The organism is Ignavibacteriales bacterium (assembly GCA_020635255.1).
Classification (GTDB): domain Bacteria; phylum Bacteroidota; class Ignavibacteria; order Tepidaquicellales; family Tepidaquicellaceae; genus JAEYVS01.
Window position 1 is genome coordinate 685,140 of record JACKAC010000002.1, and the last position, 26,782, is coordinate 711,921.

Genomic DNA, 26,782 nt, shown 5'->3' on the forward strand with positions numbered 1-26,782 from the left:
ATAAATTTTGCAGGATTATTTTTTTAGACCTGCGCCCTCTTGAGACCAATATTTAACAATAATATCACCCTGAGGTAATGTTAATGTGTTATTTGCTTTAGCGTCGTCAAACGCTGCTTCCCTTACAGGATCGTTAAACCAGTATGTTGGGATAGCGTCCGTTGGATCATCGATCTTAGATAATACACCTTCGGGGAATCCGAACTTATTCCAGAATGCGAGTCTGGATGAAGGATAATACCATGACAGGGCATACGGCTGCATATTAGCAAGTATGGCATCGATCTCCTGTATAATCTCAACCCTTCTTCTTTGATCGAATGTAACATTATATTCAGTACATAATTCATCTATTCGGGCATCTTTAACGCCGGCCCAGTTTGTCGAGTTAGGCAGATCCGCGGTTCCGGGACCGAAGCTGCTTTCAGGATTGGGGAAAACAAGTCCGCCCCAGGCGGCTACGATCATTTCAAAATTACGTTGATTACCGATCTGGAAATTAGTTGAACCGTCAACCTGTCTTAGGTTTATTTTGATTCCAGCTTTTTTACAGTCTTCCTGGTAAATGGTAAGGAACCTTTCAAGCTCCGGGCTTCCGTAGGGAAGTTCAACCTCAAATATCTTTCCGTCTTTAACAAGATATCCGTCAGCATTCTTTTCTGTCCATCCGGCTTCAGCAAGTAGTTTAACCGCTTCGTCAAAGTTGAACCTTATCTGCGGATTATTTGGATTGGCATAAACTGAATTTGGCCAGTAAGAGTCTTCCAGCGCCGGGAGACCGTAGTAAAGTTTTTCCACGATCTTTGCTCTATCAAACAGATATGCAAAAGCTTTTCTAACTCTAATATCGTCGAACGGAGGTTTTCTCATATTAAAGCAGATACCTCTTGGACCGTTAGGGTATTTGTTGTAAACGTCTCTTTTGAGAATTAAACCCCTTTTAAAGTCTTCGTTTTTATCAAGTTCAAACCATTTGTCTATAGAAGTCACACTGGTCAGTGTAACAAAGTCTATGTCTCCTTTTTTAAACCTTTCGAATTCAAGCCTTGAATCGGAAATCACTTCGAATCGTAGATAATCGAAGTTAAACTTTCCAGTATTCCATTTTTGGTCAGCACCCCAATAATCGCTTCTTCTTCTAACAGTTAGTGACTGACCTTTTTTAACGTCGTTGACGTCAACAACATAGGCTCCGGTACCCGGGATAAAATCGAACTGGTGCTTTTCGAGATATTCCTTTCCCGAAAGATTTCCAATTACGTGAGCAGGGAGCAGAGGCATGCCCGCAAAATATAGAAACTGTCTCCAGTTAAGTTCTTTTGTTTTTACGGATACTATGTAAGGGCTTTCCGCAACGGGTTCCTCATAGGAGCCGAAGAGGATATTGCTATAAGGTGAAAGGATTCCCGGGTCAACCTGCAATTTCCAGGTGGCTATAACGTCAGCTGATGTAACTCTTTCTCCATCAGCCCATCTAGCATCAGGGTTTATCCTAAATTTAAACTGTTTTTTGTCTTCTGATATCCACCAGTGGGTAGCAAGCATCGGTTCAAAGTCCAAGGTAACCGGGTCGTTATTCAGCAGAGATTCGTAACATAATTGATAATAGATCAGATAATTCCAATAAGAATTAGCATCTTTTCCTACAACCCTAAGAGTGGATGGGAAATCCGGGATAGAAAGAGTAATACTGCCTCCTTTTACTGCTTCCGGGTTTCCAATAGTATGGAATGAGTCATTTGTTATCCACCCTTCACCAGTGAAGCCATCGCCTCCAAGTTCCGCAGAAACATCAGGTAATGCTCCCGGGGGGACGTCTTTTGTTTTGATCGATACCGGCTGTGTGTTAAATTCTTTCTTTTTTGTAGTGGAACAACTTTGAAATGAAGTGGAAATGAGGGTGAGTGATGCTAAAAGGACTAAAAAGGTTTTTAATTTACCCATATCAGACTTTTATTTAAACAGTTTGAATATACAAAATGATATTTTAAATTAATAGTTTCTTCTCATTACATTTACGGTTTTGTTAACTAGAAAGTTAGACAGAGCCGAGGGTTGTTAGTGTTGCACTGTTTTATGTTACCCATATTTAAGTCTGATGCCGAAAAAAGTAATTTTGTTTAGAAAGTGTGGAATTTTTTTGTATTTGTTTTTGGTATATAATATATAACTTTGTCTTAACAAAGTAGTAATTTAGGGATAATATCCCAAAATACAGGAGATAATTTAATGAAAAAACTTTTCAGCCTTTTATTGGGCTTAATGATATGGGGGATATCATCTAACGGACATTCACAGACAATATCAGTACAAACGGCATTTCCAAATGTCGGTTCCTTTACCAGGCCGGTTTTTTTGACACATGCACCTGATGCAACAGACAGGATATTTGTAATCGAGCAAAGAGGTGTAGTAAATGTGTGGCCAAACGATTCAACCACCAGCGCTCGAACAACCTTTATGGATATCGATCCAAGGGTCGATAATAGCGGTAATGAAATGGGGCTATTGGGGTTAGCATTTCATCCTAACTATCAAAGTAACGGATATTTTTATGTAGATTATACTACTACTATAGGAACAGGTGTAAGACGAACAAGAATCTCAAGATTTCAGGTAAGCGCAAATCCTGATGTTGCTGATACATCTACCGAACAGATCCTAATGGAAATATACCAGCCGTATACAAATCACAACGGCGGTATGTTATTCTTTGGGCAGGACGGTTATCTGTACATTTGCATGGGTGACGGAGGCAGCGGTGGTGATCCGGGCAACAGGGCTCAAACTACCGATACATTATTGGGAAAGATCTTAAGGATAAACGTAGATACAACAGTTGGACCACAAAACTATGGAATACCTTCGACCAATCCATTTGTCGGCGGCGGCGGCGCCCCGGAAGTATTTACATGGGGAATGAGAAATCCATGGAGAACCTCACAGGATCCCGTAACAGGGTTTATATATGCAGCTGACGTGGGACAGGAATCATGGGAAGAGATCGATATAATAGAGAACGGAAAGAATTATGGATGGAGATGTTACGAAGGTAACAATCCATACAACACGAGCGGCTGCGGTCCGTCTTCAAATTATACTTTCCCTATTAAAGAGTATCCCAGCGCAGGGTCCGGCGTAACGGAGTGTTCTGTAACCGGAGGATATGTTTACAGGGGCTCAAGGCGTCCGGAACTTGTCGGAAGGTATATTTATGGTGACTATTGCAGCAGGAAGATATGGAAATTACTTTATAATGGAACGGTCAGTGAAGACCAGTTTTTGGTAACAGCACCTTCCAGTATAAATTCTTTTGGTGTAGATAAACACGGAGAGCTATACATTTGTGCGGGTTCGACTATATACAGATTTAACCTAAATACAACGGTTGGAATCCAAAACCCGAATGGAACGCCTTTTAATTTCTCGCTTGCGCAGAACTACCCAAATCCATTCAACCCTTCGACCGTTATAAAATATTCTATCCCTGAACTGACAGGGGTAAAGCTTACAATTTATAACACGCTCGGTAAAGAGGTAAAGAGCCTTGTAAATACTACTCAAGCAGCAGGAAATTACGAGAGACAATGGAACGGTACTGATAATAATGGAGCAACGGTTGCAAGTGGTGTATATTTCTACACACTTCAGACAGAAGGCTTCACTGAAACAAAGAAGATGTTATTAATAAAATAACAACTTAAATAGATTCGTTAAAAAGCCCGGCTCGACCGGGCTTTTTTATTGAGGCAAGTCCAAATTTATTTTTGAATTCAAATTCTTACCTATAATTAGTAAATTATAGTTTCTACTAAAAACTTAAGGAGGAAATTTCAATGGCTGAACAAAAGATCCATGTTGTGCAGAGCGGTGAAACGTTAAGTTCAATAGCAAAACAGTATTATGGTGATGCTAATGAATACATGGCAATATTCGAAGCTAACCGAGACCAGTTATCCGATCCGGATAAGATCCAGGTTGGGCAAGAGCTGGTAATTCCAATAGGAGGAGAGGCATCAGGCGCAGTACCAGGCAACTAAATGCTGATTTTTTTTAAAACTAATCTAAATATAAAAATTAATGCGGAGAGAAATTACAAGCTGGTATAGTCCTGTACTCGAAAAAGAGATGGAAGCAGTTGCGTACGGCGATAATGGTTTTGCTTTACTTATGTTTCCAACTGCAGCGGCAGATTTTTTAGAATACGAAAGATTTCAATTAATAGATGAATTGAAACCATTGATCGAGTCAGGTAAGGTAAGGGTATATTCGATCAATAGTATTAACAGTGAGAGCTGGCTAAACGACGAGATGCATCCGAGCCACAAGGCAATCCGACACCAGCAATTCAATGAATATGTAGTGAACGAAGTTGTACCATACATCCACAGGGACAGCGGCGGTTTAAACAAGATAGTAACGACGGGCGCATCTCTTGGAGCTCTGCATGCTGCGAACAGTTTTTTCAGAAGACCGGACATTTTTTTCGGTACAATAGCAATGAGCGGTTCATACGATCTATCAGATTATTCAAAAGATTACTTTGATGAGATATGTTATTTCAATTCACCTATGCATTACCTTCCAAATGTTGAGGATGAGAGTCTAATAAGTGAAATGAGTAATGATAAGAACATTTACATTGTGACCGGTCAGGGGAATTATGAAAACCCGGAATCTTCAAAGAGGTTATCGGATATATTGCACAGGAAGCAAATACCCCACACTCTGGATCTCTGGGGACATGATGTACCACATGACTGGCCTTCATGGCGTCAAATGCTACCTTATATACTGGAAACCAAATTCTAAAAGAATTTCCATAATGTATGCCTGAAACTCAGGAGCGAAAAAAGAGGATCTGTATTGCAGCGAGCGAGTGTGTTCCGTTTGCAAAGACCGGCGGATTGGCAGACGTGTGCGGATCGCTGCCTAAAGCACTTGCAGAGATCGATTGCGAAGTGAAGCTGTTCATGCCAATGTACAAGCCCGTGAAAATAGATCAGTACGGGTTTAAGCTAATGGATGAATTTGGGGGTATGGATGTACGGTTAGGCGAAAAACATGTTGAGTTTGGCTTATGGCATAGTACACTTCCCGGAAGTGACGTAGACGTTTACCTGGTCGATTGCCCGCAATATTTTCACAGAGACAGTATTTATACAAATGATCCCGACGAGGGTGAGAGGTTTATCCTGTTCCAGATCGCGGTGCTCGAAGGTCTGCAAAGAATGGAATGGTCGCCGGATATTATACATTGCAATGATTGGCAGACTGCGCTTATCCCAGTATATTTGAAAACCAATTATAAATGGGACGGCTTGTTCGAAGGAACAAAGTCTCTTCTCTCTATCCATAATATAGGATACCAGGGGAGGTTTTCTTCGGACCTGGTTGAAACCGCAAATCTCTCATACTCTGATTACTATCAAGGCGGTCCTTATGAATTCGATGGGACATTTTCATTTCTTAAGTCCGGTATATTATTCGCAGATGTAATTACAACTGTAAGCCCAACATACGCACTGGAGATCCAAACACCGGAATACGGAGCCGGACTAGACGGGGTACTTTCCGCAAGAAGTGATCATCTTTTTGGAATATTGAACGGAATAGATACCGATGTTTGGGATCCTGACAAGGATGCATTTATAAGATACAATTATAATGTGGACACGATAGAATTTAAACAGAATGACAAGATAGATCTATTCAAACGACTGGAAAGGGAATTCGATCCTGATATTGCAACGATAGGTGTAATATCAAGGCTTACCGGGCAGAAAGGGCTGGAATTAATGGAACCTATTTTTGCCGACCTAATGAATATGAGGCTCCAATTTGTAATACTTGGCAGTGGTGAAGATAAATATGAAAATTTTTTTAACATTGCAAATTATTCCTATGCTAGTAAATTTCTTACTTATATAGGGTATAGCAATGAGCTTTCGCACCTGATGACTGCAGGATGTGATATGATATTGATGCCTTCGAGATACGAACCTTGCGGACTAAACCAGATGTACGCGCTCGCTTATGGTACTGTACCCGTAGTAAGAGCAACAGGCGGGTTAGCCGACACAGTTATAGATCTAAGCGCAGACCCTTATAATGGAAACGGGTTCTCGTTTTATGATTTTACATCGGATGCTCTACTAGATGCTGTCAGGAGAGCTGTCGATACATATTCGAATAAGCAACTATGGCATAAGGTAATGCAAAGAGGAATGCGAGAGGATTTTTCGTGGAAAAAATCGGCAGGTAAATACGTCGAACTTTACGATAAGTTAATCAATAATTCAATATAACACTATTGCTGGGTGACCTCGCGCAAATAGTAGATTCGATCAAGGATTTTTTAAGTATCCACTTATTCAATATCGGTACGACGAACGTAACACTGTGGCTGGTATTGAACATACTTTTTTTCTTAGTCCTACTAGTATTCTTTACAGGTAAGTTAAAAAAGTGGATATTGGAATTACTTCAAAAGCGAAGCCATATAACGCCCGGTGTAGGTGATGCAATAGCGACGATCGTCAGGTATCTGTTCGTAATAATCGGCCTGGTTATCATCCTTCAGACGATGGGTATAGATCTGAGTTCGCTGGTGGTATTAGCCGGCGCGCTGGGTGTAGGTCTTGGTTTTGGTCTGCAGAATATTGTTAACAATCTCATTAGTGGTATAATAATTTTATTCGAACGCCCGATTAAGCTTGGGGACAGGGTAGTGGTGGGTGAAGTAGAAGGGAACGTTACTGCCATCAATATACGCGCTACGACGGTTGTAACTAATTCAAACGTAGCGATAATCATACCTAACTCGGAATTTATCTCAGCAAAGGTGACGAACCTTTCATACACCGATGACAAGATAAGGTTCGACATACCTGTTGGTGTCGGTTATAGCAGTGATATAAACTTAGTGAGAAAAGCGCTTCTGGAAGTTGCGGCTGAAGAGCCGGGTATATTGCCGGACCCACCCCCAAAAGCATTGTTCCTGGAGTTTGGTGACTTTACATACAATTTTGTTTTGAGAGTATGGACCTCAGAATACTTGAAAACTCCAAAGGTATTCCGCAGTCTTGTAAACTTTAAGATGTGGCAGAAGTTTAAAGATTATAATATCGAGGTACCATTCCCGCAGAGAGATCTGCATTTAAGGAGCGGGGTACTGCCGATAGTAAAAGGAGATGAGACTCCGGGTGATATAAGCGGTTTGGATGACTCGGGTGCTCAAAGTGATCCTCCCCAAAATAAATCTTAAATATTTACTTCCTCACCCTTTTCGGGTATCAAAATATTTCTAAAACCTTTATCTGTTAAACCTTCTTTCAATGCTTCCTGCTGATCGAGTTCACCGTGAACAAGGAAGACGGATCTCAATCTATCACGGTTGAATTTATCGAAGTAGTCAAGAAGTTCGTTTCTATCAGCGTGAGCGGAGAAGGAATTAAGCACGACTATCTTTGCATTAACTTCATGAGTATCACCGAAGATTTTTACTTTGGGATCCTCCTGGTCGCGTGCTTCAACCAACCGCCTGCCCAAAGTGTGCTCAGCCATAAAGCCAACGATTAGTACAGTGGTTTTGTAATTCTCGATACTGTTTTTAAGGTGGTGTAGTATCCTCCCACCCTCACACATACCGGAGGCAGAGATTATCATACAGCACTCGTTAAAGTTGTTTAGTTTTTTCGACTCTTCGACGCTTCGTATGTATGTGACATTGCTGAGACCGAATACATCTACACCTGAAGCAATGAGTTCGGAAGTTTCCTCATCAAAGCAGTCGGGGTGAAGTTTAAACACTTCAGTAGCATCTACCGAAAGAGGGCTATCAACAAAAACAGGTATCTTCGGGATGGCGTTGGCTTTGAAAAGTTCATTGAGGGCATAGACTATTTCCTGTGTTCTTCCAACGCTGAATGCAGGTACGATAATTTTTCCGCAATTTTTGACAGCAGTATTCACGACGTCAGAGAGTTGTTTTGTCATTAGTTCAGATTTGTCATGAATTCTTCCGCCGTATGTCGACTCCGATATAATGTAATCCACGTCGCCCATGTGCGCAGGATCTCTAAGTATGGGGAGGTTTGGGCGTCCTAAGTCACCGGTGAAACCAAACCGGACTTTCTTTCCTTTTTCTTCAAGATCGAGGATGATCTGCGCCGAGCCGAGTATGTGTCCCGCATCAATGAAAGTAACGGCAACTTTTCCATCGAGTCCATCAATATAAAACTTATTATTGTAAGGCATGGCTTTGAAATTTTCCATGACCGGTCGAACGTCTTCGATGCCATAAAGAGGTTTATATGAATGCTCTCCTTTTTTGAGACGTTTTTTATTGACGTATTCAACGTCTTTTTCCTGAAGGAAAGCGCTATCCTGAAGCATTATGGCGCAAAGGTCGCGCGTCGCAGGCGTTGAATAGACATTCCGGGTAAATCCTCTTTTATATAGAGTGGGAAGATTACCGGAATGGTCGATGTGCGCATGTGAGAGCACAACGCAATGGAGTTCGGAGGGATCAAAAAGAAAATTTTTATTGACCTCATACGCTTCCTCTCTGCGTCCCTGATACAGCCCGCAGTCGAGCAGAATCTTTTTCCCATTTAATTCGAGTAAATGTTGTGAACCAGTAACGGTTCTGTCGGCACCGCAGAATTTTAGCTTCATAAAGTTTTGATTATCTCTTTATTGAATTTGTGTTTTGTAACAAACGGGTTATCCTTTATAAAAAATCTGTAAGGAAATTCCCATCCATAGTCGAAACCAATGTTTATCCTTTTTGAGACAGCGGTTATAAATTTTTCTTTCTTAGGGAATCCGGATACAAATATCTTTCCGGTCTTAGTGATATCTGCTCTATTAAATTTTTTGTCTATATCCAATGCAAGGCAAAGTTTTCCCGGTCCGTTAGAGATATCGTGAAAGTTTTTTATGCTGGGTCTATTCTTTTCCATACTCTTTATGCCAATCACAGGCTCTACGGCTCTTACCAAAACTCCGCTTCCTTCACCGTCTTTTCCCGTTACTGTGTTGAAACAGAAGTAATTTCCATAAATGAAATAGACGTAACAAATGCCGCCTTCCATGTATAGAGTTGAGTTTCTGGGGGTTATCCTGCCGTATGCATGGCTGGCAGGGTCATGGTCGCCTATGTATGCTTCGGTTTCCACTATCTTTCCGGCAAGGATACGTTTGCCAATTCTGCGGACGATTAACTTGCCGAGCAATTCTTTTGCGACGATCAGCGTATCTCTAAGATAGAATTTCTTAGGTAAGGGTGAAAGATCTTGAATGGTGATGCTATTTTTTTTAGCAGTCAGGGTTAGATGACTTAAGGTTTATTTTCGCCTGAATCTTCGGAATCCTTGTTGTTCTCCTGGTTTTGTCTTTGTATTTCCTCCAAAACTTCCTTGGGAATTTCACTCTCATCATTATTATTTTGTATTACTTCATTGTTTTGTTCTTCAGTGTTTTCATCGATCTTTTCTTCATTGGTATTTTCTTCAATAGTTTCCTCTTCCTTTGTTTTTACCTCTTCGTTCCCATTCTGATTATTTTCAATGGCGCTAAGTTTTCCGCTTACCTGAGCGTAGAATGTTGTCTGCGGGTAACCGTCCTTTAGTCTGCTGTAATAAATAATGGCGGAGTCATTGCTACCGAAAACATTTTCATACATCCAGCCCAGCGAATAAAGTGAATTAGGCACAAAATTGCTGGATGGATATTCGTTGAGAAGTCGACTGAACTTTGTTATGGCGTCGCTATACCGTTTATTTAATACATCAGCGGATGCATCGTCATACAGTGCTTCAGACGGATCATGTTCCGCTTCAACGATCTTCAAACCGAGTACTTTTCTTGATTCATTGGCAAATATAGAATTAGGATATTCGCTTATAACCTGTTGGAAGAGATTATCTGCTTTCTGATTATCCCCTGAATTCTTATATATATTGGCGAGCGCGTATAATACCTTAGCTATCTTGTCAGACTCATCGTATTGTGAAAGAATTGTATTAAGGTAGTATTCGGCTGAATCAACTCTTCCCAGACTGTAATAAAAGAGTTCAGCCATTTCAAAATAAGCGTCATATTTCGGATCGACACTAGATGTAGTTGTGTCTACTACAATGGTATTTTGGGAAGTAGGGTCGAGTGTATCGCCAGTGAGATTCTCTTGTTGTCCGTTTTGCTCTTTGACTGGCTTTTCGCCGGTATCATCTTGTTCGAGAGAGTCAATAGGCGGGTAACCACGTCCCTTCATGCCTTTTCCTTCGCCTTCATCCTGACCCGGGATAGTCCGGTTTTCACTTTCACCATTTTGATCCAGACCTTTCTCTTCATTATATATTCTTCGATAGTTCTCAACACTTAAATTTTCAGTGGGTATCTCCCTTTTTTCTCCCCCGTTTATAATTGCTTCAAGAACAAAATATCTGTCTAAAGTGACACTTCGTTTGGTGCTTTCAATAGTAAAATCGGAATACGAACTTTCCTGTCCAACTTTATTGTAATTCACAAGAGCGTTTAAGTAATCGTCCTTTTCGTTTTCGTAATAATTTGCGATATAATAATAGGCATCGGCAGAAGAAATCGTGCCGGGATATTCTACTATAACTTCGTAGTATTTTTGAAGGGCTTTTTTGTAATTTCCCTGCGCATAATAGTTGTTAGCCATTTCAAGTTCGACAAGCTGTTTATATTCCGGGTATTCTCTATATTTGCTGTTTAGTTCTTCAAGCATTTTTCCTGCCTGTCTATAGTCTTTAATAAAGATAAGACTCTTAGCATAATTCAATTTCGAGAAAAAAGAAAGATCGAAGTCTGAAGTAAGGTTCATTGCCTTTTTGTATTCACCAGCGGCATATGTCGGCTTGTAAAGAGTGTATATCTTTCCAAGGATGTATTGCTTCTCAGCTTTTTTATCGGAGTCGGTAGCATATTTTATGGATTCTTCAAAATACTGAATTGCGATATCATAATCTTTTTTGCTTACAGCATTAATAGCAAGATCCTGCGCTGCTTCAGATTTAATGGAGTTGTCAGGAGAGTTTGTCACCAGGTTTTTAAGAATAGTCTCAGCATCTTTTGTCTTGCCAAGCTTAAGCTTAGTTTTTCCCAGGAAGAGCTTTGCTTCATCGGTCAGGTCGCTCGAGCTGAGTTTAGATAAAAATTCATTAAACTTTCTTTCAGCCTGTAGGAAGTCATTAAGGAAGTAATATGATTTACCTATAAGTAAAACGGCATCGTCAATGAAACGTGAGTTCTTTTTAAACTGTATAACTTTTGATGCGCCTTTGATTACATTATTAAGTTTTTCTTTCCCACCCGATGACAATGAAGAGTTTATATTAAGTGAATCAAGTCTTCTATTGTAAGCGGCGAGTGTCGTAGTACGATACTCCTCCATGGCTTCATCAAATTCTTCCTTTGCTGTATAATATACATTAAAGAACGTTGAGAAATTTGTCGCTCTGTTACCCATATACATAAACGAAACAAAGTCCTGATAGTCTTCATCCAGTGAAGTTTCATATACAGGTTCCGGATCTTCTTCGTCGGTATTAGTCTTTGAAATAGTCCGGTGAGTGGCATAATTACAACCGGACAGGTATAATACAGAGCTCAATAAAATGAGCAATACAATAGGTCTAATCACAGGTAATTTAATCATTTAGCTAAAATTATTCGTAATTGAGTCCTTAATCAAGGCACTAATTGAAAGCTTAACTTACTCTTTACATTGGATTTAACGCACTTACTTCGAAATAAGTTCGTTTGTTTATTCAATAAATTAATAGAATTGAAACTGTAAAGGAGTAAATTTATATTTATTTCTTGTTTTAAATCCACAAAAGTATATAATTTCAGAAAAAGAAGAAAATGTATCATAACGAAGATAATGATGAGATATTAAAGGGCCAGAGTGAGGTATTATATGACGAGAGCCACCATTCCGGCAACGGGCAAGATGATAAGCTTCCTACGGAACTGCCTGTATTACCATTAAAAGACCTCGTAGTATTTCCATACATGGTCTTTCCAATCCTTGCGGGAAGGCAGTCATCCATTAATGCAATAAACAAATCTATCGAATCGGATAAGTTCATTCTATTGCTAACGCAGATAGACGAGAGTGTAGAGGAAACCGACGAGAAAAATCTGTATAGGACTGGTGTAATAGCAAAGATATTGCAGGTATTAAAAATGCCTAACGGATTGGTAAAGGTCCTTGTGGACGGCATCACTCCGGCAAAGGTGCAAAGTTTTACACCCGGAAGTTTTTTGACTGCGCAGGTGAGTATTGCGTTTACTTCTATAAAGGATGATACTGAACTAAGGGCGTTAATTCGCAGGGCATCGAAGGTCTTTAAAGAATACATTGAATCCAATAAGGAGTTCCCGCAGGAAACATATTCTGCATACGAAAGCATTAAAGAGCCTGACAGAAAGCTATATTACATTGCTTCCACATTAAATCTTGACGCGCATAAGAAGCAGAGGATACTTGAAACGACGGACCTTCACAGCCAATATTATGAACTTCTATATGCATTGAGTTCGGAACTGGAGATACTAAACGTCGAGAAGGACATCGATGATAAGGTTTACCAGGCGATGCAGAAGAACCAGAGGAAGTTCATCGTGCAAGAACAGATACGCATTTTGCAGGAGGAACTCGGTGAGGATATAGATACGGACCCGGATCTAATCAAGATAAGAGAGAAGATAGACAGCGCAGGAATGCCAGAGCCGGTTCTCAAAAAAGCGATGGATGAGTTTAACAAACTGAGAAAAACTCCTCAGATGTCACCGGATTTTTCTGTGATAAGGAACTACCTCGATTGGATGGTGGACGTACCATGGAGCGAAAGAACAAAAGATAATTTTGACCTTGAGCATGCCAAAAAAATACTAGACGAAGACCATTATGATCTTGAGAAACCAAAAGAAAGAATACTTGAGCTAATAGCTGTACTTAAACTGCTCAAGGATAAAGGAATAAATAAAGCGCCGAAAGGACAGATCCTGTGCCTGGTTGGACCGCCCGGGGTAGGTAAGACTTCCCTAGGAAAGTCTATAGCCAGAGCGCTTAATAGGAAATTCACGAGAATATCTGTAGGCGGTGTAAAGGATGAAGCAGAGATACGCGGTCATAGAAGGACGTATATTGGCTCAATGCCGGGAAAGATAATACAGGCTATGAAGAAAGCTGGGACTATTAACCCGGTAATTCTCATAGATGAAATCGATAAAATGAGCAGTGATTTCCGCGGAGATCCATCAAGCGCTATGCTGGAAGTACTCGATCCGGAGCAAAACGACAGCTTTAACGATCATTATCTCGATGTGGATTATGACCTGTCGAATGTATTATTTATAACTACGGCGAATGTGCAATATAATATTCCGCTTCCTCTGCAGGATAGGATGGAAATAATAGAGATGCGAAGCTATTTGGATTTCGAAAAAGTGCAAATAGCAAAGAGACACATTATTCCAAAGGAACTTGCCGAGCATGGATTGGAAAAAAACGATGTGAAATTTTCGGATGCAATACTTTTAAAAATGATAGAAGATTATACGCGGGAAGCCGGGGTGAGAAGTCTGGAACGTGAAATATCATCGGTTATAAGAAAGGTAACGAAAGACATAGTCCTTGGTAAGAGTAAAGGTAAGAAGAAGTCGATTGTGATAACTGAAGAGCTCTTATCGGAATACCTTGGTGTACCCAAACATAAAAGTAAGCTTGCTGAGCAGGACACTAAAGGCAGAGTGGGTTCGGTGTTTGGTTTGGCATGGACGTCGCACGGCGGAGATATCTTACATACGGACGTAAATATAATGAGGGGTACTGGCAAGCTGACACTCACAGGGAAGCTCGGCGATGTAATGAAGGAATCGGCTATGGCAGGTTTATCATACATAAAATCCCATGCTGACAGATTTAAGATACCAATGAACTTTTTCAAACAACATGATATACACGTCCATTTACCGGAGGGTGCTATTCCGAAAGACGGACCTTCGGCAGGTATAACGATGGCAATGGCAATGCTTTCCGCAATAACGGGGATACCTGCGAAAACGGATATTGCGATGACCGGCGAAATCACATTACGGGGAGAGATACTTCCGATTGGCGGGTTGAATGAAAAGTTATTGGCTGCATTGAGGAGCGGTATTAAAAAGGTTTTGATCCCGGAAGATAATTTAAAAGACCTGCCGGAAGTTCCAAAAGAAATAATCGACGAGCTCGACATTATCCCGGTCAGGAAGGCAGATGAGGCTATTTCGTTTGTGTTTGGTAAAAAAAGTATAGGTTATAAAAAGAAATCCTCCTAAATGATCAGACTCAGCACAATTCTAATCTTGGTTATGCTAACCACATCTTTAACATTTGCGCAAAAAAATGTTAAGGTAAATGTGTATCAGGCAGGTTATGAACCAGAAGAACCGTCTATTTATATCAACCCGCTAAATCCTGATAATATAATAGCGGGAGCAAACCTGGATAATTATTATTATTCATTCGACGGAGGAAAATCATGGAGTGAGGGGAAACTTCCCGGACCGATAGTTTGGGGAGATCCGGTATTATATTTCGATCAGTACGGTAATGCTTATTATTTACACCTAGGGACTTTTAATAATACGGGAATCTACATATCAAGATCATCCGACGGAGGTAAGTCATGGAGCAGCAGCCGAAGGATATACGGTAATGCTGGAAGAAAGCCGATGCAGGATAAGGAATGGATAGCGTCCGATATGACAGGATTGGAAAATAACGGAAATTTGTATGTTTCCTGGACACAATTCGACGATTACGAAAGTAAAAATCCGAAGGACAGCAGTAGAATATTATTTTCCCGATCGATGGATAAAGGCGATTCGTTCACGGATCCGATAATAATTTCAGATCTGGGCGGAGATTGCCGCGATGGGGATTCGACAGTAGAAGGCGCTGTACCGTGTGTAGGTCCTGACGGGGAAGTTTATATCGCCTGGAGCGGTCCGAGGGGAATAGAGTTCGATAAATCTCTCGACGGTGGCAAAACATTCGGTAAGGATATATGGGTTTGTGACCAGGTTGGAGGATGGGCGTATGATATACCCGGACTGTATAGGTGTAATGGGTTGCCGTTTACCTCCTGTGATGCATCAGGCGGACAATACAACGGAAATATTTATATTAATTTTTCAGATAGAAGGAACGGTGATCACGATGTGTTTATTGTTAAGTCATCAGACGGAGGTGAATCGTGGAGCAATGTGATCAGAGTGAATAACGACGAGGTGGGCAACGGAAAAGAGCAATTTATGTCGCACATGTTTGTAGATCCAAAAACGGGTGTTATTTACGTAATATTTTATGACAGGCGTAGTTATAATGATCTGAAAACCGATATGTATTTGGCGATCAGCAGGGACGGCGGAGAAACTTTTATAAATGAAAGGATCAGTGAAACGCCGTTTGTTCCAAACTCGAAAGTTTTCTTCGGTGATTATATCGGTATTAATGCTTATAATAACTTTTACTCCGCGATATGGATGAGAATGGACAATGGAGTCCTCTCTTTGATGAATTATTCCAACACACTGGAGTAATTCCGGAAAATATTCAATCTTAAATTTCAGATGTCGGAATACCAAGTATCTGCACGAAAGTTCAGACCCCAAAAATTCAGCGAGGTAACCTCCCAGGAGTTTGTTACCAAAACACTAAAGAATGCTATTAAGTCCAATAAGATAGCACACGCATATTTATTGAGCGGGCCGAGGGGAGTGGGGAAAACAACCATAGCGCGGATATTTGCAAAGGCACTGAACTGTCTCAACCCCAAAGACGGTGAACCGGACGACACATGTGAAAATTGTATCGAGATAAAGAAGGGAGTTCATCCCGATATACTGGAGCTCGATGCCGCATCGAACAGGGGAATCGACGACGTCCGCGCGATACAGGATGCGGCGAAGATATTCCCGATGAAAGCTAAGTATAAGTTTTTTATCATCGATGAGGTGCACATGCTGACAACGCAGGCGTTTAACGCGCTTCTGAAAATTCTGGAAGAGCCACCTCCTTATCTTATTTTTATTCTTGCTACAACAAACCCGGAGAAGATACCCCAAACGATCGTAAGCAGGTGTCAGAGGTTTTCACTGCAGATGATAAAGGTGGACGAGATATCGGAAAACCTTCGTTCAATTGCAAAACAAGAAGGCATAAAAATAGACGATGAATCTTTGTTCCTTATCTCAAAACTTGGATATGGAGCGTTAAGAGATGCGCAAGGAATCTTTGACATGGCAGTCTCATATTGCGGGAACGAAATCAAATTCGAAGAGCTGAAGGCATTTCTAAATCTTCCGGATAAGGAAGTCTATTTTAAGATAGCCGATTTTATAAAAGATGGTGATACAAAAGGAATATTGAATTACCTCAATGAGCTATCTGCGAAAGGGATGGACCTTCATACTGTCTATAACGGGATTACTGAGCATTTCAGAAACCTGCTTATACTAAAGACTGCTGAAAACCCGGACTTGCTGGATGAGTCTGACCAAACGAAGAAACAATATGAGGAGCAGGCAAAAAATTTTACAAGAGACCAGGTACTAAGGATATTAAAGGTGATGTTCGATGCAGAAAGCAGGATAAGATATTCCTCTAACCAGAAGATACTCTTCGAGGCTCTGATCGTTGAGCTGTGCGATTTGAATAAGGAAGTCGTCGATATATCGAAATTGATCTCAGAGATAGACGCTCTCAAAAAAAAAACTAAACTAGGAAGTAACGAAACCTCCTACACGGAACCTGATCCTCCTGCCGAAACCCCTATAATCGAAGAAAAACAAGATCCAGCAAAGGAGAGTGAAGTAGTAAAAAAATTGAAAGAGTTATTTGACGTGGAAAAACATAATAATAACTAATGAAGACGCTTGGCATAAAGAAGAATTTTCTTGCAATAGAAGATAAATATTCTAACTATAAAGACTCCGCAGTTGCAATCGCTTCCGCACCCTACGAAGCAACGACATCATACGGCAAAGGTACGGCGAAAGGTCCTGAGGCAATCATAAAAGCATCTCATTACGTGGAATTTTTTGATGAGGAACTGAACAGGGAATTTGCCTTTGAAAAGGGGATTGCTACTTTAAAACCAATGGTGTTTGGCGATAAGAAAGGGATGAAAGCATTGGGAGTAATATACAAGCAAGTGAAGAATTTGATAGACGACGGAAAGTTTGTCGTCACGTTAGGTGGTGAGCATTCTATTTCGACTGCACCCATACAAGCGCATTTCGATTCATATGAAGATCTTTCCATATTGCATTTTGACGCTCATTCCGACCTAAGGGATAAGTATGAGGGTAGTAAGTATTCACACGCGAGCTTTGCGGCAAGGGTATCGGAATTCACTACAGATATTACACAGGTAGGAATAAGAGCCCAATGCAAGGAAGAGTACGATTTTATAAAAAAGAAAAAGATTAAGACATTTTATGCTTACGAGATAAGAGACGGCAAGTATGGAAATGACTGGCAAAAGGTCGTTATCAGCACCTTAAAGAAAAATGTATACATTACATTCGACGTGGATTACCTGGATCCGTCGGTCATGCCTTCTACAGGCACCCCGGAGCCGATGGGATTTTACTGGGAGGAAACGATGAAGCTATTCCGTTTGCTTGGCGGCTCGCGGCGCGTGGTAGGGTTTGACGTTGTGGAGCTTTCACCGAGAAAAGATTTTTCATTCCCGGATTTTCTCACCGCAAAGCTTATTTACAAGATGCTTAACTATTTTATAAGATAACAGTGACCGAAGCCGAATTAAAAAAATATGCTAAGGAAGTCGTAAAGCGCCTGGCGAAGCATTACCCGGATTCAAAGACCCATCTCGACCATAATAACGCATTCGAGCTTCTCATATCTACTGTGCTGGCGGCGCAAATGACAGATGTAGGAGTAAATAAAGTAATGGGACCTCTTTACAAGTCTAAATACAAAAAACCCCAGGATATATTAAAAGATGGTTTCGAGAAATTCAGGGATAATATAAAATCGATCAATTTCTACAATAATAAGGCAAAAGCTGTTATTTCATTATGCCAGGACCTGGTTGATAACTACAAAGGAAAGGTTCCGGATTCGATGGATGAGCTCACAAAGCTTAAGGGAGTGGGAAGGAAGACGGCTAATGTGGTGCTTGGTAACTGCTTCGGTAAAAAGGATGTGATAATAGTCGATACACATTTAAAGAGGGTATCATTAAGGTTGGGACTGGTCGATTCGGATAAGCCGGATAAGATAGAGCAGGAGCTGAGCGGTATAATTCCGCCGAATGATCAGTTTGGCTTTTCTATGAGGATAGGTGACCACGGCAGGCAAATATGCACGGCGAGAAAACCTGATTGTGAACATTGTTTTTTGAACGACATTTGTCCATCTGCATTTAAAGTATAAATCAAAATAAATAAAAAGTGGCACTACCTGACCTAACCAAGATAAAGATGATATTAATGGATCTCGATGGATGTCTTACAACCGGACATCTGATATATATGAGTGATGGAGACGGAAATCACATCAGAGATGCAAAGGTATTCCATACACATGATGGATTTGGAATTGCAAGGGGTATAGAAGTGGGGATGAAGTTCTCTATAATAAGCGGAAGGAGTTCACCGGTAAATAAAATGCGCTCCGATAAATTAGGAATTCATCACTTATATGAAAACATTCCCGACAAGCTCGTTCCGTTCGAGGAGTTAAAGGATAAATATGGATATACGAACGAAGAGTTCGCATATATCGGTGACGATGAATTCGATCTGCCCTTACTCAGAGAGGTTGGTTTTTCCGCTTGTCCGGAGAGCGCAGTTGAGGAAGTCAAAAAGCACGTTAATTATGTCTGTAAGCAGAGGGGTGGCTACGGCGCAGTAAGGGAATTCATAGATGTTATTTTAAAAGAACAAAATCTAATATAATGTCAAACAAAATCAGAGGGCTTGGGGGAATTTTTATTTATTCAAACGACCCGAAGAAGTTAGGTGAGTGGTACACAAAACATTTTGGTATAGATACCTCAGCAGGCGAACCATATGGTGTGATCTACTGTGAGTACAGGTATGAAGATAAAGACGATCCAAACGGTTACGCCAGCATTTCATGGTCGATCCTTAAGACCGATAATGAGATAGACAGGACAAATCCTTCATTCTGTGTTAATTACAGGGTAGATAATCTGGATGACTTTGCGGCTTATCTCCAGGAAAATGGTGTAGAAGTGAACGAGATACAGGAGCATCCGGAAGGCAAATTCACACGCATTAAAGATCCTGAAGGAAACCAGATAGAACTCTGGGAGCCAACGAAAGAATTCTTTGAAGGATAAGGCGGTTATTATAAACTAAAATGTATGGCAAAGAAATCGAATCCTGTCATTTATTTCGAAATCCCGGTTCACGATATTGAAAGAGCAATGAAATTTTATAAAACAGTATTCAGCTTTGACTTTGTCAAGGAAACCATTGATAATAATGAAATGGCATTGTTCCCATTTGCTCATGAAAATTCAGGCATTTCAGGTGCATTGGCAAAAGGTGAAATTTACAAGCCAACAAAGGACGGAGTAGTGATCTATTTCAAGACAGAAAACATCGATGAATCTTTGAAATCGGCAACCTCAAACGGCGGACAAATTCTATATCCTAAAACTGACAATGGAATTGGATTTGTTGCAGAATTTGAAGATACAGAGGGGAACAGAATAGCATTATATCAATCAAAAGTATAGCCAACGAAAGAGTTCTTTGAAAGATAGCAGGCGGTTACTGAATTTCTGTACTGATTTAGAGAATTAATTATAGGATTTTATGGTTATGGGAGTGGATAACACTAAAAATAAGGAAGTGCCGCCATGAAAAATTTTATACTGCCTCTAGCATTGCTGTTCGTGCTAAGCAATAACTTATTTGCGCAAAGCCAGGACCTTCCGGGCTGGCAAGTGTGCTCAGAAAAAAAATCACATAGTAACTTTGCCCCGGTAATACAGGGCGATTCACCTAACACCCCAATACATACATTCGACGTTCTAGATTACAAACTAAATCTTAATCTGTATCAGTGCTTCATTTCGCCATATCCAAAATCGTATCAGGGTAGTAATGAGGTCACATTCAGGATCGATTCATCATTAAATACGATCAAGCTAAATGCTGTTAGTGCTTCGATGATAATAGATTCGGTTAAGCTCGGAAGTACGAGTCTAGCATTTAGCCATACTACCGACCTGCTTACGATCACTCTGGATAGAGTATATAATCCCGGGGAAGTAACAACAGTTAAGATATATTATAGACACAACAACGTTTCCGATGGAGCGTTCTACGCCTCAAGTGGGATGGTCTTTACAGACTGTGAACCGGAAGGAGCAAGAAAATGGTATCCTTGTTGGGATAAACCTTCCGATAAAGCAACAACTGATCTGACAGCAAAAGTGCCTTCGACGGTATTACTTGGTTCTAACGGAAGGCTTGCAGATTCTACGCGTTCCGGTGATACAACTATATTTCACTGGGTGAGCAGAGATCCTATAGCCCCCTACCTGGTTACAATGATAGGTAAAGTAGGCTATAATCTGGACATCGTAAAATGGGTTAACCCAGATAATACAAACGATACTATACCGATCAGATTTTATTGGAATACGGGTGAAAACTCTTCCAATCTCCATAATATAGAGGCTAAGATCGTACCAATGATGACTTACTTTTCTCAGAAATTTGGGTTGCACCCATTTGAGAAGAATGGTTTTGCGACTGCCAACAACCAGTTTACATGGGGCGGAATGGAAAACCAAACTCTGACAATACTGGCTCCAAACTACTGGTCGGAAAACGTAGTTGCACACGAGTTCGGGCACCAATGGTTTGGCGATATGATCTCGCCAGGAACATGGGCTGACATATGGATGAATGAGGGATTCGCTACTTATTGTGAAGCCATATGGAAAGAGTATACCGGCGGGTATTCTTCTTATAAGAGTTCAATAGATGGGGATGCATCTTCTTATATTTTAAGTAATCCCGGCTGGCCGATATATAATCCTGATTGGGCGATAAATACTCCGCCGACAAGTGTCTTATTCAACGGGGCAATAACATATAACAAAGGGTCCTGCGTACTGCATATGCTAAGATATGTGCTGGGTGACACAATGTTCTTTAATGCGATAAAATCATATGCTACCGATACGGTAAACTTTAAATTTAAGAATACTGTAACCGCCGATTTTATTACCAAAGTAAATACAGTAACAGGGCAAAATCTGGATTGGTTCTTTAATGAGTGGATATACGAACCAAATCATCCGGTATATGCGAACACATATAATTTCCAGAATATAGGTGGTAGCAACTGGCAGGTTAAATTTACAGCTAAGCAGACGCAGTCAAATCCTGCATTCTTCCAAATGCCGTTAGAGTTAAAGATAAATTTCAGCGGCGGCGGCGATACTACGATCAGAGTCATGAATGATATAAATAACCAGACTTTCGCATTAAATTTTGACAGACAGCCTGTATCATTGCAATTCGATCCGAACAGCAATATTGTGTTGAAGCAGGGTTCAACGATCCTGGGAATAGAGAATAATTCAGTACCGGTAAAATTCGACCTTTCTCAAAATTATCCTAACCCGTTCAACCCGGTTACTAAAATAAGCTATGATATTCCGAACAGGTCTCAAGTGAAGATAAAGGTATTCGATGTCTTAGGGAATGAGATGGCTACACTAGTTAATGAAATAAAGGAGCCGGGAAGTTATGCGGTTAATTTTGATGCTTCTAGGTTTGCATCCGGGGTATATTATTACAGAATTATTGCCGGTGATTTTACGGCGACAAAAAAGATGATGCTGATCAAATAGATTATAGTGTGAGGTTGGTGTTATAATTGAATTGCAAATATTAAAAAATAGGTGTAAATTGTTGTTTCCTATTAAATAGGGTATTAAAAGTTCTTAATATTATAGATAGTTACATGGAGCCGTAGTTCAGTTTGGTTAGAACGCCTGACTGTCACTCAGGAGGTCGCGGGTTCGAGTCCCGTCGGTTCCGCCAATAAAATAAGCCACTTAGATTATCTAGGTGGCTTTTTTAATCAATAAATACAGGAGAATAAAATGGATCAAGAGTTATTACATTTGTTATCTAATTGGAAAAAAAGCGAAGAAAATTATTTTGGTGCCCTACGTAATGTTAGATATTGTCATAGCTTTATTGCTGAAGGAGAATACATAGTTTCAATAGAATCTGTTATAACCGTGAATAAGCAGACTATTTCACTAAAAAGACCTTTTTTTACATTTGCGCAATCAGATCGCCCATATATTTTGAATAAAAAAGGTGATATATATAATTTGAAGCAGTTTTTGAAAAGTTTCGATGAGGATTTTAATAAGGAGGTTCAGGCAAGGCTAAATGACGGGTTTGATGACTTAGAGGATTCAGCCTTTTTAGAACTATAAGTCCGGTTTTAGCGGGTAGGATGTCACGAATCCTAATTCAATTTAAACTTAGGTTTATTTTTGTTTTATTTTTACAAGTGAATACATTAAGTAAATCCTTAAAAGAATTTTGAATAGGTGATACAGATGCTTTTACTCGGAATCTTTATAATATGTAATTTTTTTCATGTGAGTTCAGTTGGTAATGATCATATTGATATAGAGAAATACAAAACGGCTCTTGTATATTTGGAGTCCACAGGTTTAGTTGACAGTTTTTATTTTCACCCTGATGATAAAGATTACAAATTATTTCTTTGTGTATCAGATGAAATCTTAAAGTATGTTGATGATTCTGCAACGATTTTGAATTCTGATTGCGAAAATTTAGGTTTAGCATTTCCCAAGTGGACTGAAAAGACTGACCTAGTTAAGGAATTAAATAAGGATAGAGATTCCTGTAATGCTATGCTCTTCTTTACAAAAGTTTTTGGCAACAAATTTATTGGTGAAATTTGGTGGATACCAAGATCTCCTATTTATATTGTACAAGGTGATAGAATTATTGGACACGAATATCCCAAAGAATATAAAGATTTGTCATTCATGGGTAATTATGTTAGGATATTGTTCGAATTCGAGGATGAAGAAGTGAAAAATGTGTGCTATATAAAAGGAACAGCCAACTAATTATTGAAATGAACATCTTAAAGGCACTCCTTTCCGGAGTGCCTTTTTCTTTTAATGAATACCCCTTCCTTCGACTGGAAGTCCTTTAAGTTAAGTCCATTCCTTGAATCCTAATTCAATTTAAATTTTGGTTTATTTTTGTTTTATTTTGCAAGTCAAACCTTCCGCATGAAGATAAGATTACTTATAGTTGTTGTTTTATTTGTTGGGGGAAGTTGTGCCTTGAAAAGTGAACCTTTAAATTTTTATCCACTAAACGAGGATTCATTATCAAGTGAAGATATCTTAAAGTTTTCCAAAGCATTTGAATTTATTAAAAACTACCCTAACCTTAATGAAACGTTTAAAATGTATTATTGGGATTCCTCATATATATTTAATGTTTCAATATCTAACGAAATATTAGATTCTAAACCGATTTTTTTCAGTGAAGAAATAGTGGAATATGAATATGGGGAATTAAATTCTGAAGAAAAAGCAAGGCTGAAGGATAGCATATGGCATAGTCAGGGTAGAAAATTAAATATCGTAAAATGTGACTCATCGTTATTTGAATTTAATAGACCCAACGATGGCACAGATTTATTGGTTTTTTTTACTATTCCGAATAAAAATAAATTATTAGTATCCATATTTCCTTATATGGGATTTTATGACTATAAAAAGGCTGCTTTATATGGGCAATATAGTTTAAACTTCTTATTTTATTTTGAAGGTGACGAAATAGTAAAAGTTTTTATAAAGCATTTAACATAAATATTTGCAATAAAATCAAGAGGCACTCCTTCCGGAGTGCCTTTTTCTTTTAGTTAAATAAGCTTCCTTTACTGGAGTTCATTCATTGAATCCTAATTCAATTTAAACTTTGGTTTATTTTTGTTTTATTTTGTAAATCAAACCTCCCACATGAAGATCAAGTACCTTTTAATTGTAGTTCTATTTATTATGTCCAGCAATGGTTACAGTCAGGATACTTTGCATGGGGCGATAAGTCTGCGCCATGTGATAGAGACTACACTTTCTCAAAATCCAACCATAAAGATAAAAGAGCTGGACGTAGTAACCGCCAGGGGTAATTATTTGACGACTTACGGATCATTCGACCCCGTACTCGGGATAAACCTGGGTTATTCCAGTTTCTATTCACCAACATATTCCGATTATGAACTCGAGAATCCCATACAGGGAACCTCAACCTATAGTGTAGGACTCACCAAACCATTTTCGTGGGGAGGAAATCTGAGCTTACTGCTGGAAATGACAAAATCTATAGATACTCTTGATTATAGTATCCCGCAAAACGTAGCTTCCGTCTCGCTTCAATTTGAATTACCTCTGCTTAAAGGATTAGGAAATGGAACATCGGGTGAAGAACTCTCAGCTAAACTTAATCTAGAAGCCGAGAGGAAGAACTTTTTATTTACGATATCACAACAGGTATTGAATTCAATACAATCTTACTGGAATTACCTGGGCGCAATAAAGAGCCGCGATATAATACAGAGGTCTGTGGATGAGGCAGAAGAATTTTACGAGAACAGCAGACTACTTAATGCCGAGGATAGTACAAAGTATACTGACCTGACTACATTACAGGCTACTATCTCGCAAAAAAAGATAGACCTGACAAATGCCGACCATGATATTTACACAACACGGCAGACTCTCGGAATTGCAATGGGGATAGACTTTGAAAAGATCGAGGAGATACCGGTGCCTGAGACGCAATTTTTATTTGAAGAGTTATTGGTCCCGGACAGCGCATTTATTATGTCGTTGCCAGTAAACAAGATAATAGACATTGCCCTCGAGCACAGACAGGATTATCTTGCGAGTCTTGATATGATCACCGCTTCAGATTATCTCGTGAAACAAGCTGAAAACGGAACCCTATCGGAATTGGATCTAACTTTAAATGCAGGTTATTCAGGAGCAACGGAGGGAGAAAAGTTTGGTGATTTTTTTAGACCTTTCTACAAAAATGTTGCTGGCTTGAATTTAGGAGCGACTCTATCTTATAAATTACCTTTTGGCAATAATACTGCAAAGGGAAATCTAATGACCGCTTCAGCACAGTATATTCAAAATAAAATTGCAAGTGTCGAACTACGAAGACAGATCCGGACTTCAGTATCTACACAGATCAAGCAGTTCCAGACTAATTACCTTAATTTCTTAGAAACTGAACGGATTGTTTTATATAACGCTAAGTCTCTCGAAGAAGAAAAGGAAAAAATGGCTAAAGGACTTTCTAATTCCATTAATGTTGATTATGTCGAGAGGAACATGCTTGCCTCAAGGTTATCAAATGTAAAGGCTATGCAAAATCTGTCTCTATCGATAGTAAAGCTGAGACATGAATTAGGGATTTTGATTAACTCTAAAGGTGAAGCGAATTTTATCGATCTGAATACTTTAAATAATTTTAAGTAACGGGCTTGTCTTACAAAAAATTTATTATAGTAATGTTGGTAGTTATTGCCGTTATTTGGGCAGGATCGATTTTATTTGACAATAATAAGGGAGTAAGTGAAAACACCACCCCAATTATCGAAACAAAGAAAACTGTAAATGTTGATACATTTTACACGGTTATAGGCGTCGGTGACATAATGATGGGAACGAACTATCCTGACAGATTATCTCTACCACCCAATGACGGAAAATATATGTTGGACGGAGTGAAGGAAGTTCTCTCCTCTGCAGATGTAACCTTTGGTAATCTTGAAGGGACATTGCTAAATGCCGGGGGAACACCAAAAGATTGCGGGGAGAGTAAGAATTGTGTTTCATTCAGGATGCCAGAACATTACGCGGGTTATTTAAAGGATGCAGGATTTGATGTACTCAGCATTGCGAATAATCATAGCGGAGACATGGGGACAAAAGGGAGAGAATCAACGGTAAACACTCTCGACCGGTACAAACTCAAATATGCCGGTTCGCTGTCGTATCCGTACACTATTTTTGAAAGTAAGGGAGTTAAGTTTGGTTTGGCGGCATTTGCTCCAAACAATGGGACAGTTTCACTTAATGATCTGGAAAATGCAAAAAAGATATTATCAGAGCTTAAACAGAAATGCGATATTATTATTGTCTCATTTCATGGAGGGGCTGAGGGAGCAGGGGCAACTCATGTTACCCGTAGACGTGAGATATTTTTGGGTGAAGATCGCGGGAATGTATATGATTTTGCTCATATAGTTGTAGATGCGGGTGCCGACATTGTATTAGGACATGGTCCGCACGTACCAAGAGGAATGGAGTTGTACAAGGGCAGGTTAATAGCATACTCCCTGGGAAATTTTTGTACATACAAGAAGTTTGGGTTGAGTGGTGTATTGGGAATTGCTCCAATATTGAAGATTTCTGTTAATAGGAAAGGAGAATGCAAGGATTTTCAGATCATATCGATAAAGCAAATAAAAGGAGGAATCCCGGTTTTGGATGGAGAGAATAAAGCAGAGAAATTAATAAGGAAACTATCCTTAGAAGACTTTGGTTTACTTACATTAAGATAAAAGATATAATTCAATCCGTAGAAATTTCGCTTTCTTTAAGTT

Annotated in this window: 23 protein-coding genes and 1 tRNA gene; 20 read left to right on the forward strand and 4 right to left on the reverse strand. The window is 39.6% G+C overall.

Annotation, left to right across the window (positions count from 1 at the left end):
• Positions 1-15: 15 nt before the first annotated feature.
• Positions 16-1,944, reverse strand: coding sequence for an ABC transporter substrate-binding protein (locus tag H6614_10980; protein ID MCB9244189.1), 1,929 nt, complete (start codon positions 1,942-1,944; stop codon positions 16-18).
• 285 nt (positions 1,945-2,229) lie between these two features.
• Here H6614_10980 and H6614_10985 point away from each other — a divergent pair, with 285 nt between their 5' ends.
• The 5 genes from H6614_10985 to H6614_11005 all read left to right on the forward strand — a co-directional run bounded on the left by H6614_10985 (position 2,230) and on the right by H6614_11005 (position 7,267).
• Entirely contained in the window at positions 2,230-3,696 is a 1,467-nt protein-coding gene (locus H6614_10985) for a PQQ-dependent sugar dehydrogenase (protein ID MCB9244190.1), read from the forward strand.
• Positions 3,697-3,836: 140 nt separating this feature from the next.
• Positions 3,837-4,040, forward strand: a complete 204-nt coding sequence (locus tag H6614_10990; GenBank protein MCB9244191.1) for a LysM peptidoglycan-binding domain-containing protein — start codon at positions 3,837-3,839, stop codon at positions 4,038-4,040.
• Between the two features lie 40 nt (positions 4,041-4,080).
• Entirely contained in the window at positions 4,081-4,812 is a 732-nt protein-coding gene (locus tag H6614_10995) for an esterase family protein (GenBank protein ID MCB9244192.1), read from the forward strand.
• A gap of 17 nt (positions 4,813-4,829) precedes the next feature.
• A complete protein-coding gene (gene glgA / locus H6614_11000) occupies positions 4,830-6,308 on the forward strand; it encodes a glycogen synthase GlgA (GenBank protein MCB9244193.1) in 1,479 nt (492 codons plus the stop codon).
• 8 nt (positions 6,309-6,316) lie between these two features.
• Positions 6,317-7,267 (forward strand): mechanosensitive ion channel, encoded by a 951-nt coding sequence (locus tag H6614_11005; protein MCB9244194.1) that lies wholly within the window; start codon positions 6,317-6,319, stop codon positions 7,265-7,267.
• Here the strand turns inward: H6614_11005 and H6614_11010 are convergent.
• From H6614_11010 to H6614_11020, 3 genes are read right to left on the reverse strand one after another with little or no spacing between them, the layout of a single operon-like run.
• Positions 7,264-8,679 carry an MBL fold metallo-hydrolase gene (locus H6614_11010; protein MCB9244195.1) on the reverse strand — a complete coding sequence of 472 codons (1,416 nt, stop codon included), beginning with the start codon at positions 8,677-8,679 and terminating at the stop codon, positions 7,264-7,266. The genes H6614_11005 and H6614_11010 overlap by 4 nt on opposite strands.
• Complete coding sequence (locus tag H6614_11015; GenBank protein ID MCB9244196.1) at positions 8,676-9,305, reverse strand: DNA-3-methyladenine glycosylase; 630 nt, start codon at positions 9,303-9,305, stop codon at positions 8,676-8,678. The genes H6614_11010 and H6614_11015 overlap by 4 nt, the downstream gene beginning before the upstream one ends.
• A 38-nt stretch (positions 9,306-9,343) precedes the next feature.
• Positions 9,344-11,641 carry a tetratricopeptide repeat protein gene (locus tag H6614_11020; GenBank protein ID MCB9244197.1) on the reverse strand — a complete coding sequence of 766 codons (2,298 nt, stop codon included), beginning with the start codon at positions 11,639-11,641 and terminating at the stop codon, positions 9,344-9,346.
• A 254-nt stretch (positions 11,642-11,895) separates the two neighbouring features.
• Here H6614_11020 and lon point away from each other — a divergent pair, with 254 nt between their 5' ends.
• The 15 genes from lon (at position 11,896) to H6614_11095 (ending at position 26,740) form a co-directional block, all read left to right on the forward strand.
• Positions 11,896-14,358, forward strand: a complete 2,463-nt coding sequence (gene lon, locus H6614_11025; GenBank protein ID MCB9244198.1) for an endopeptidase La — start codon at positions 11,896-11,898, stop codon at positions 14,356-14,358.
• The gene (locus H6614_11030; protein ID MCB9244199.1) at positions 14,359-15,624 is read left to right on the forward strand and encodes a glycosyl hydrolase; all 1,266 of its coding nucleotides are present in this window, start codon (positions 14,359-14,361) and stop codon (positions 15,622-15,624) included.
• 30 nt (positions 15,625-15,654) lie between these two features.
• The gene (gene dnaX / locus H6614_11035; protein ID MCB9244200.1) at positions 15,655-16,950 is read left to right on the forward strand and encodes a DNA polymerase III subunit gamma/tau; all 1,296 of its coding nucleotides are present in this window, start codon (positions 15,655-15,657) and stop codon (positions 16,948-16,950) included.
• On the forward strand, positions 16,950-17,834 hold the full coding sequence (gene speB, locus H6614_11040; protein ID MCB9244201.1) for an agmatinase: 885 nt from the start codon (positions 16,950-16,952) through the stop codon (positions 17,832-17,834). The genes dnaX and speB overlap by 1 nt, the downstream gene beginning before the upstream one ends.
• A gap of 2 nt (positions 17,835-17,836) precedes the next feature.
• Complete coding sequence (gene nth, locus H6614_11045) at positions 17,837-18,484, forward strand: endonuclease III (protein ID MCB9244202.1); 648 nt, start codon at positions 17,837-17,839, stop codon at positions 18,482-18,484.
• Positions 18,485-18,501: 17 nt separating this feature from the next.
• The gene (locus H6614_11050) at positions 18,502-19,008 is read left to right on the forward strand and encodes an HAD hydrolase family protein (GenBank protein ID MCB9244203.1); all 507 of its coding nucleotides are present in this window, start codon (positions 18,502-18,504) and stop codon (positions 19,006-19,008) included.
• Positions 19,008-19,415 (forward strand): VOC family protein, encoded by a 408-nt coding sequence (locus H6614_11055; protein MCB9244204.1) that lies wholly within the window; start codon positions 19,008-19,010, stop codon positions 19,413-19,415. Before H6614_11050 ends, H6614_11055 begins: the two co-directional genes overlap by 1 nt.
• Before the next feature lie 24 nt (positions 19,416-19,439).
• Positions 19,440-19,817, forward strand: coding sequence for a VOC family protein (locus H6614_11060; protein MCB9244205.1), 378 nt, complete (start codon positions 19,440-19,442; stop codon positions 19,815-19,817).
• Between the two features lie 123 nt (positions 19,818-19,940).
• Positions 19,941-21,950 carry a T9SS type A sorting domain-containing protein gene (locus tag H6614_11065; protein ID MCB9244206.1) on the forward strand — a complete coding sequence of 670 codons (2,010 nt, stop codon included), beginning with the start codon at positions 19,941-19,943 and terminating at the stop codon, positions 21,948-21,950.
• Positions 21,951-22,065: 115 nt separating this feature from the next.
• Positions 22,066-22,143: transfer RNA gene (locus tag H6614_11070), tRNA-Asp, on the forward strand.
• Between the two features lie 62 nt (positions 22,144-22,205).
• Positions 22,206-22,550 (forward strand): hypothetical protein, encoded by a 345-nt coding sequence (locus H6614_11075; protein MCB9244207.1) that lies wholly within the window; start codon positions 22,206-22,208, stop codon positions 22,548-22,550.
• A 126-nt stretch (positions 22,551-22,676) separates the two neighbouring features.
• Positions 22,677-23,219, forward strand: coding sequence for a hypothetical protein (locus H6614_11080; GenBank protein MCB9244208.1), 543 nt, complete (start codon positions 22,677-22,679; stop codon positions 23,217-23,219).
• A gap of 168 nt (positions 23,220-23,387) precedes the next feature.
• Entirely contained in the window at positions 23,388-23,975 is a 588-nt protein-coding gene (locus H6614_11085; protein MCB9244209.1) for a hypothetical protein, read from the forward strand.
• Positions 23,976-24,125: 150 nt separating this feature from the next.
• Complete coding sequence (locus H6614_11090) at positions 24,126-25,652, forward strand: TolC family protein (GenBank protein ID MCB9244210.1); 1,527 nt, start codon at positions 24,126-24,128, stop codon at positions 25,650-25,652.
• A gap of 32 nt (positions 25,653-25,684) precedes the next feature.
• The gene (locus H6614_11095; protein ID MCB9244211.1) at positions 25,685-26,740 is read left to right on the forward strand and encodes a CapA family protein; all 1,056 of its coding nucleotides are present in this window, start codon (positions 25,685-25,687) and stop codon (positions 26,738-26,740) included.
• Positions 26,741-26,782: the final 42 nt, after the last annotated feature.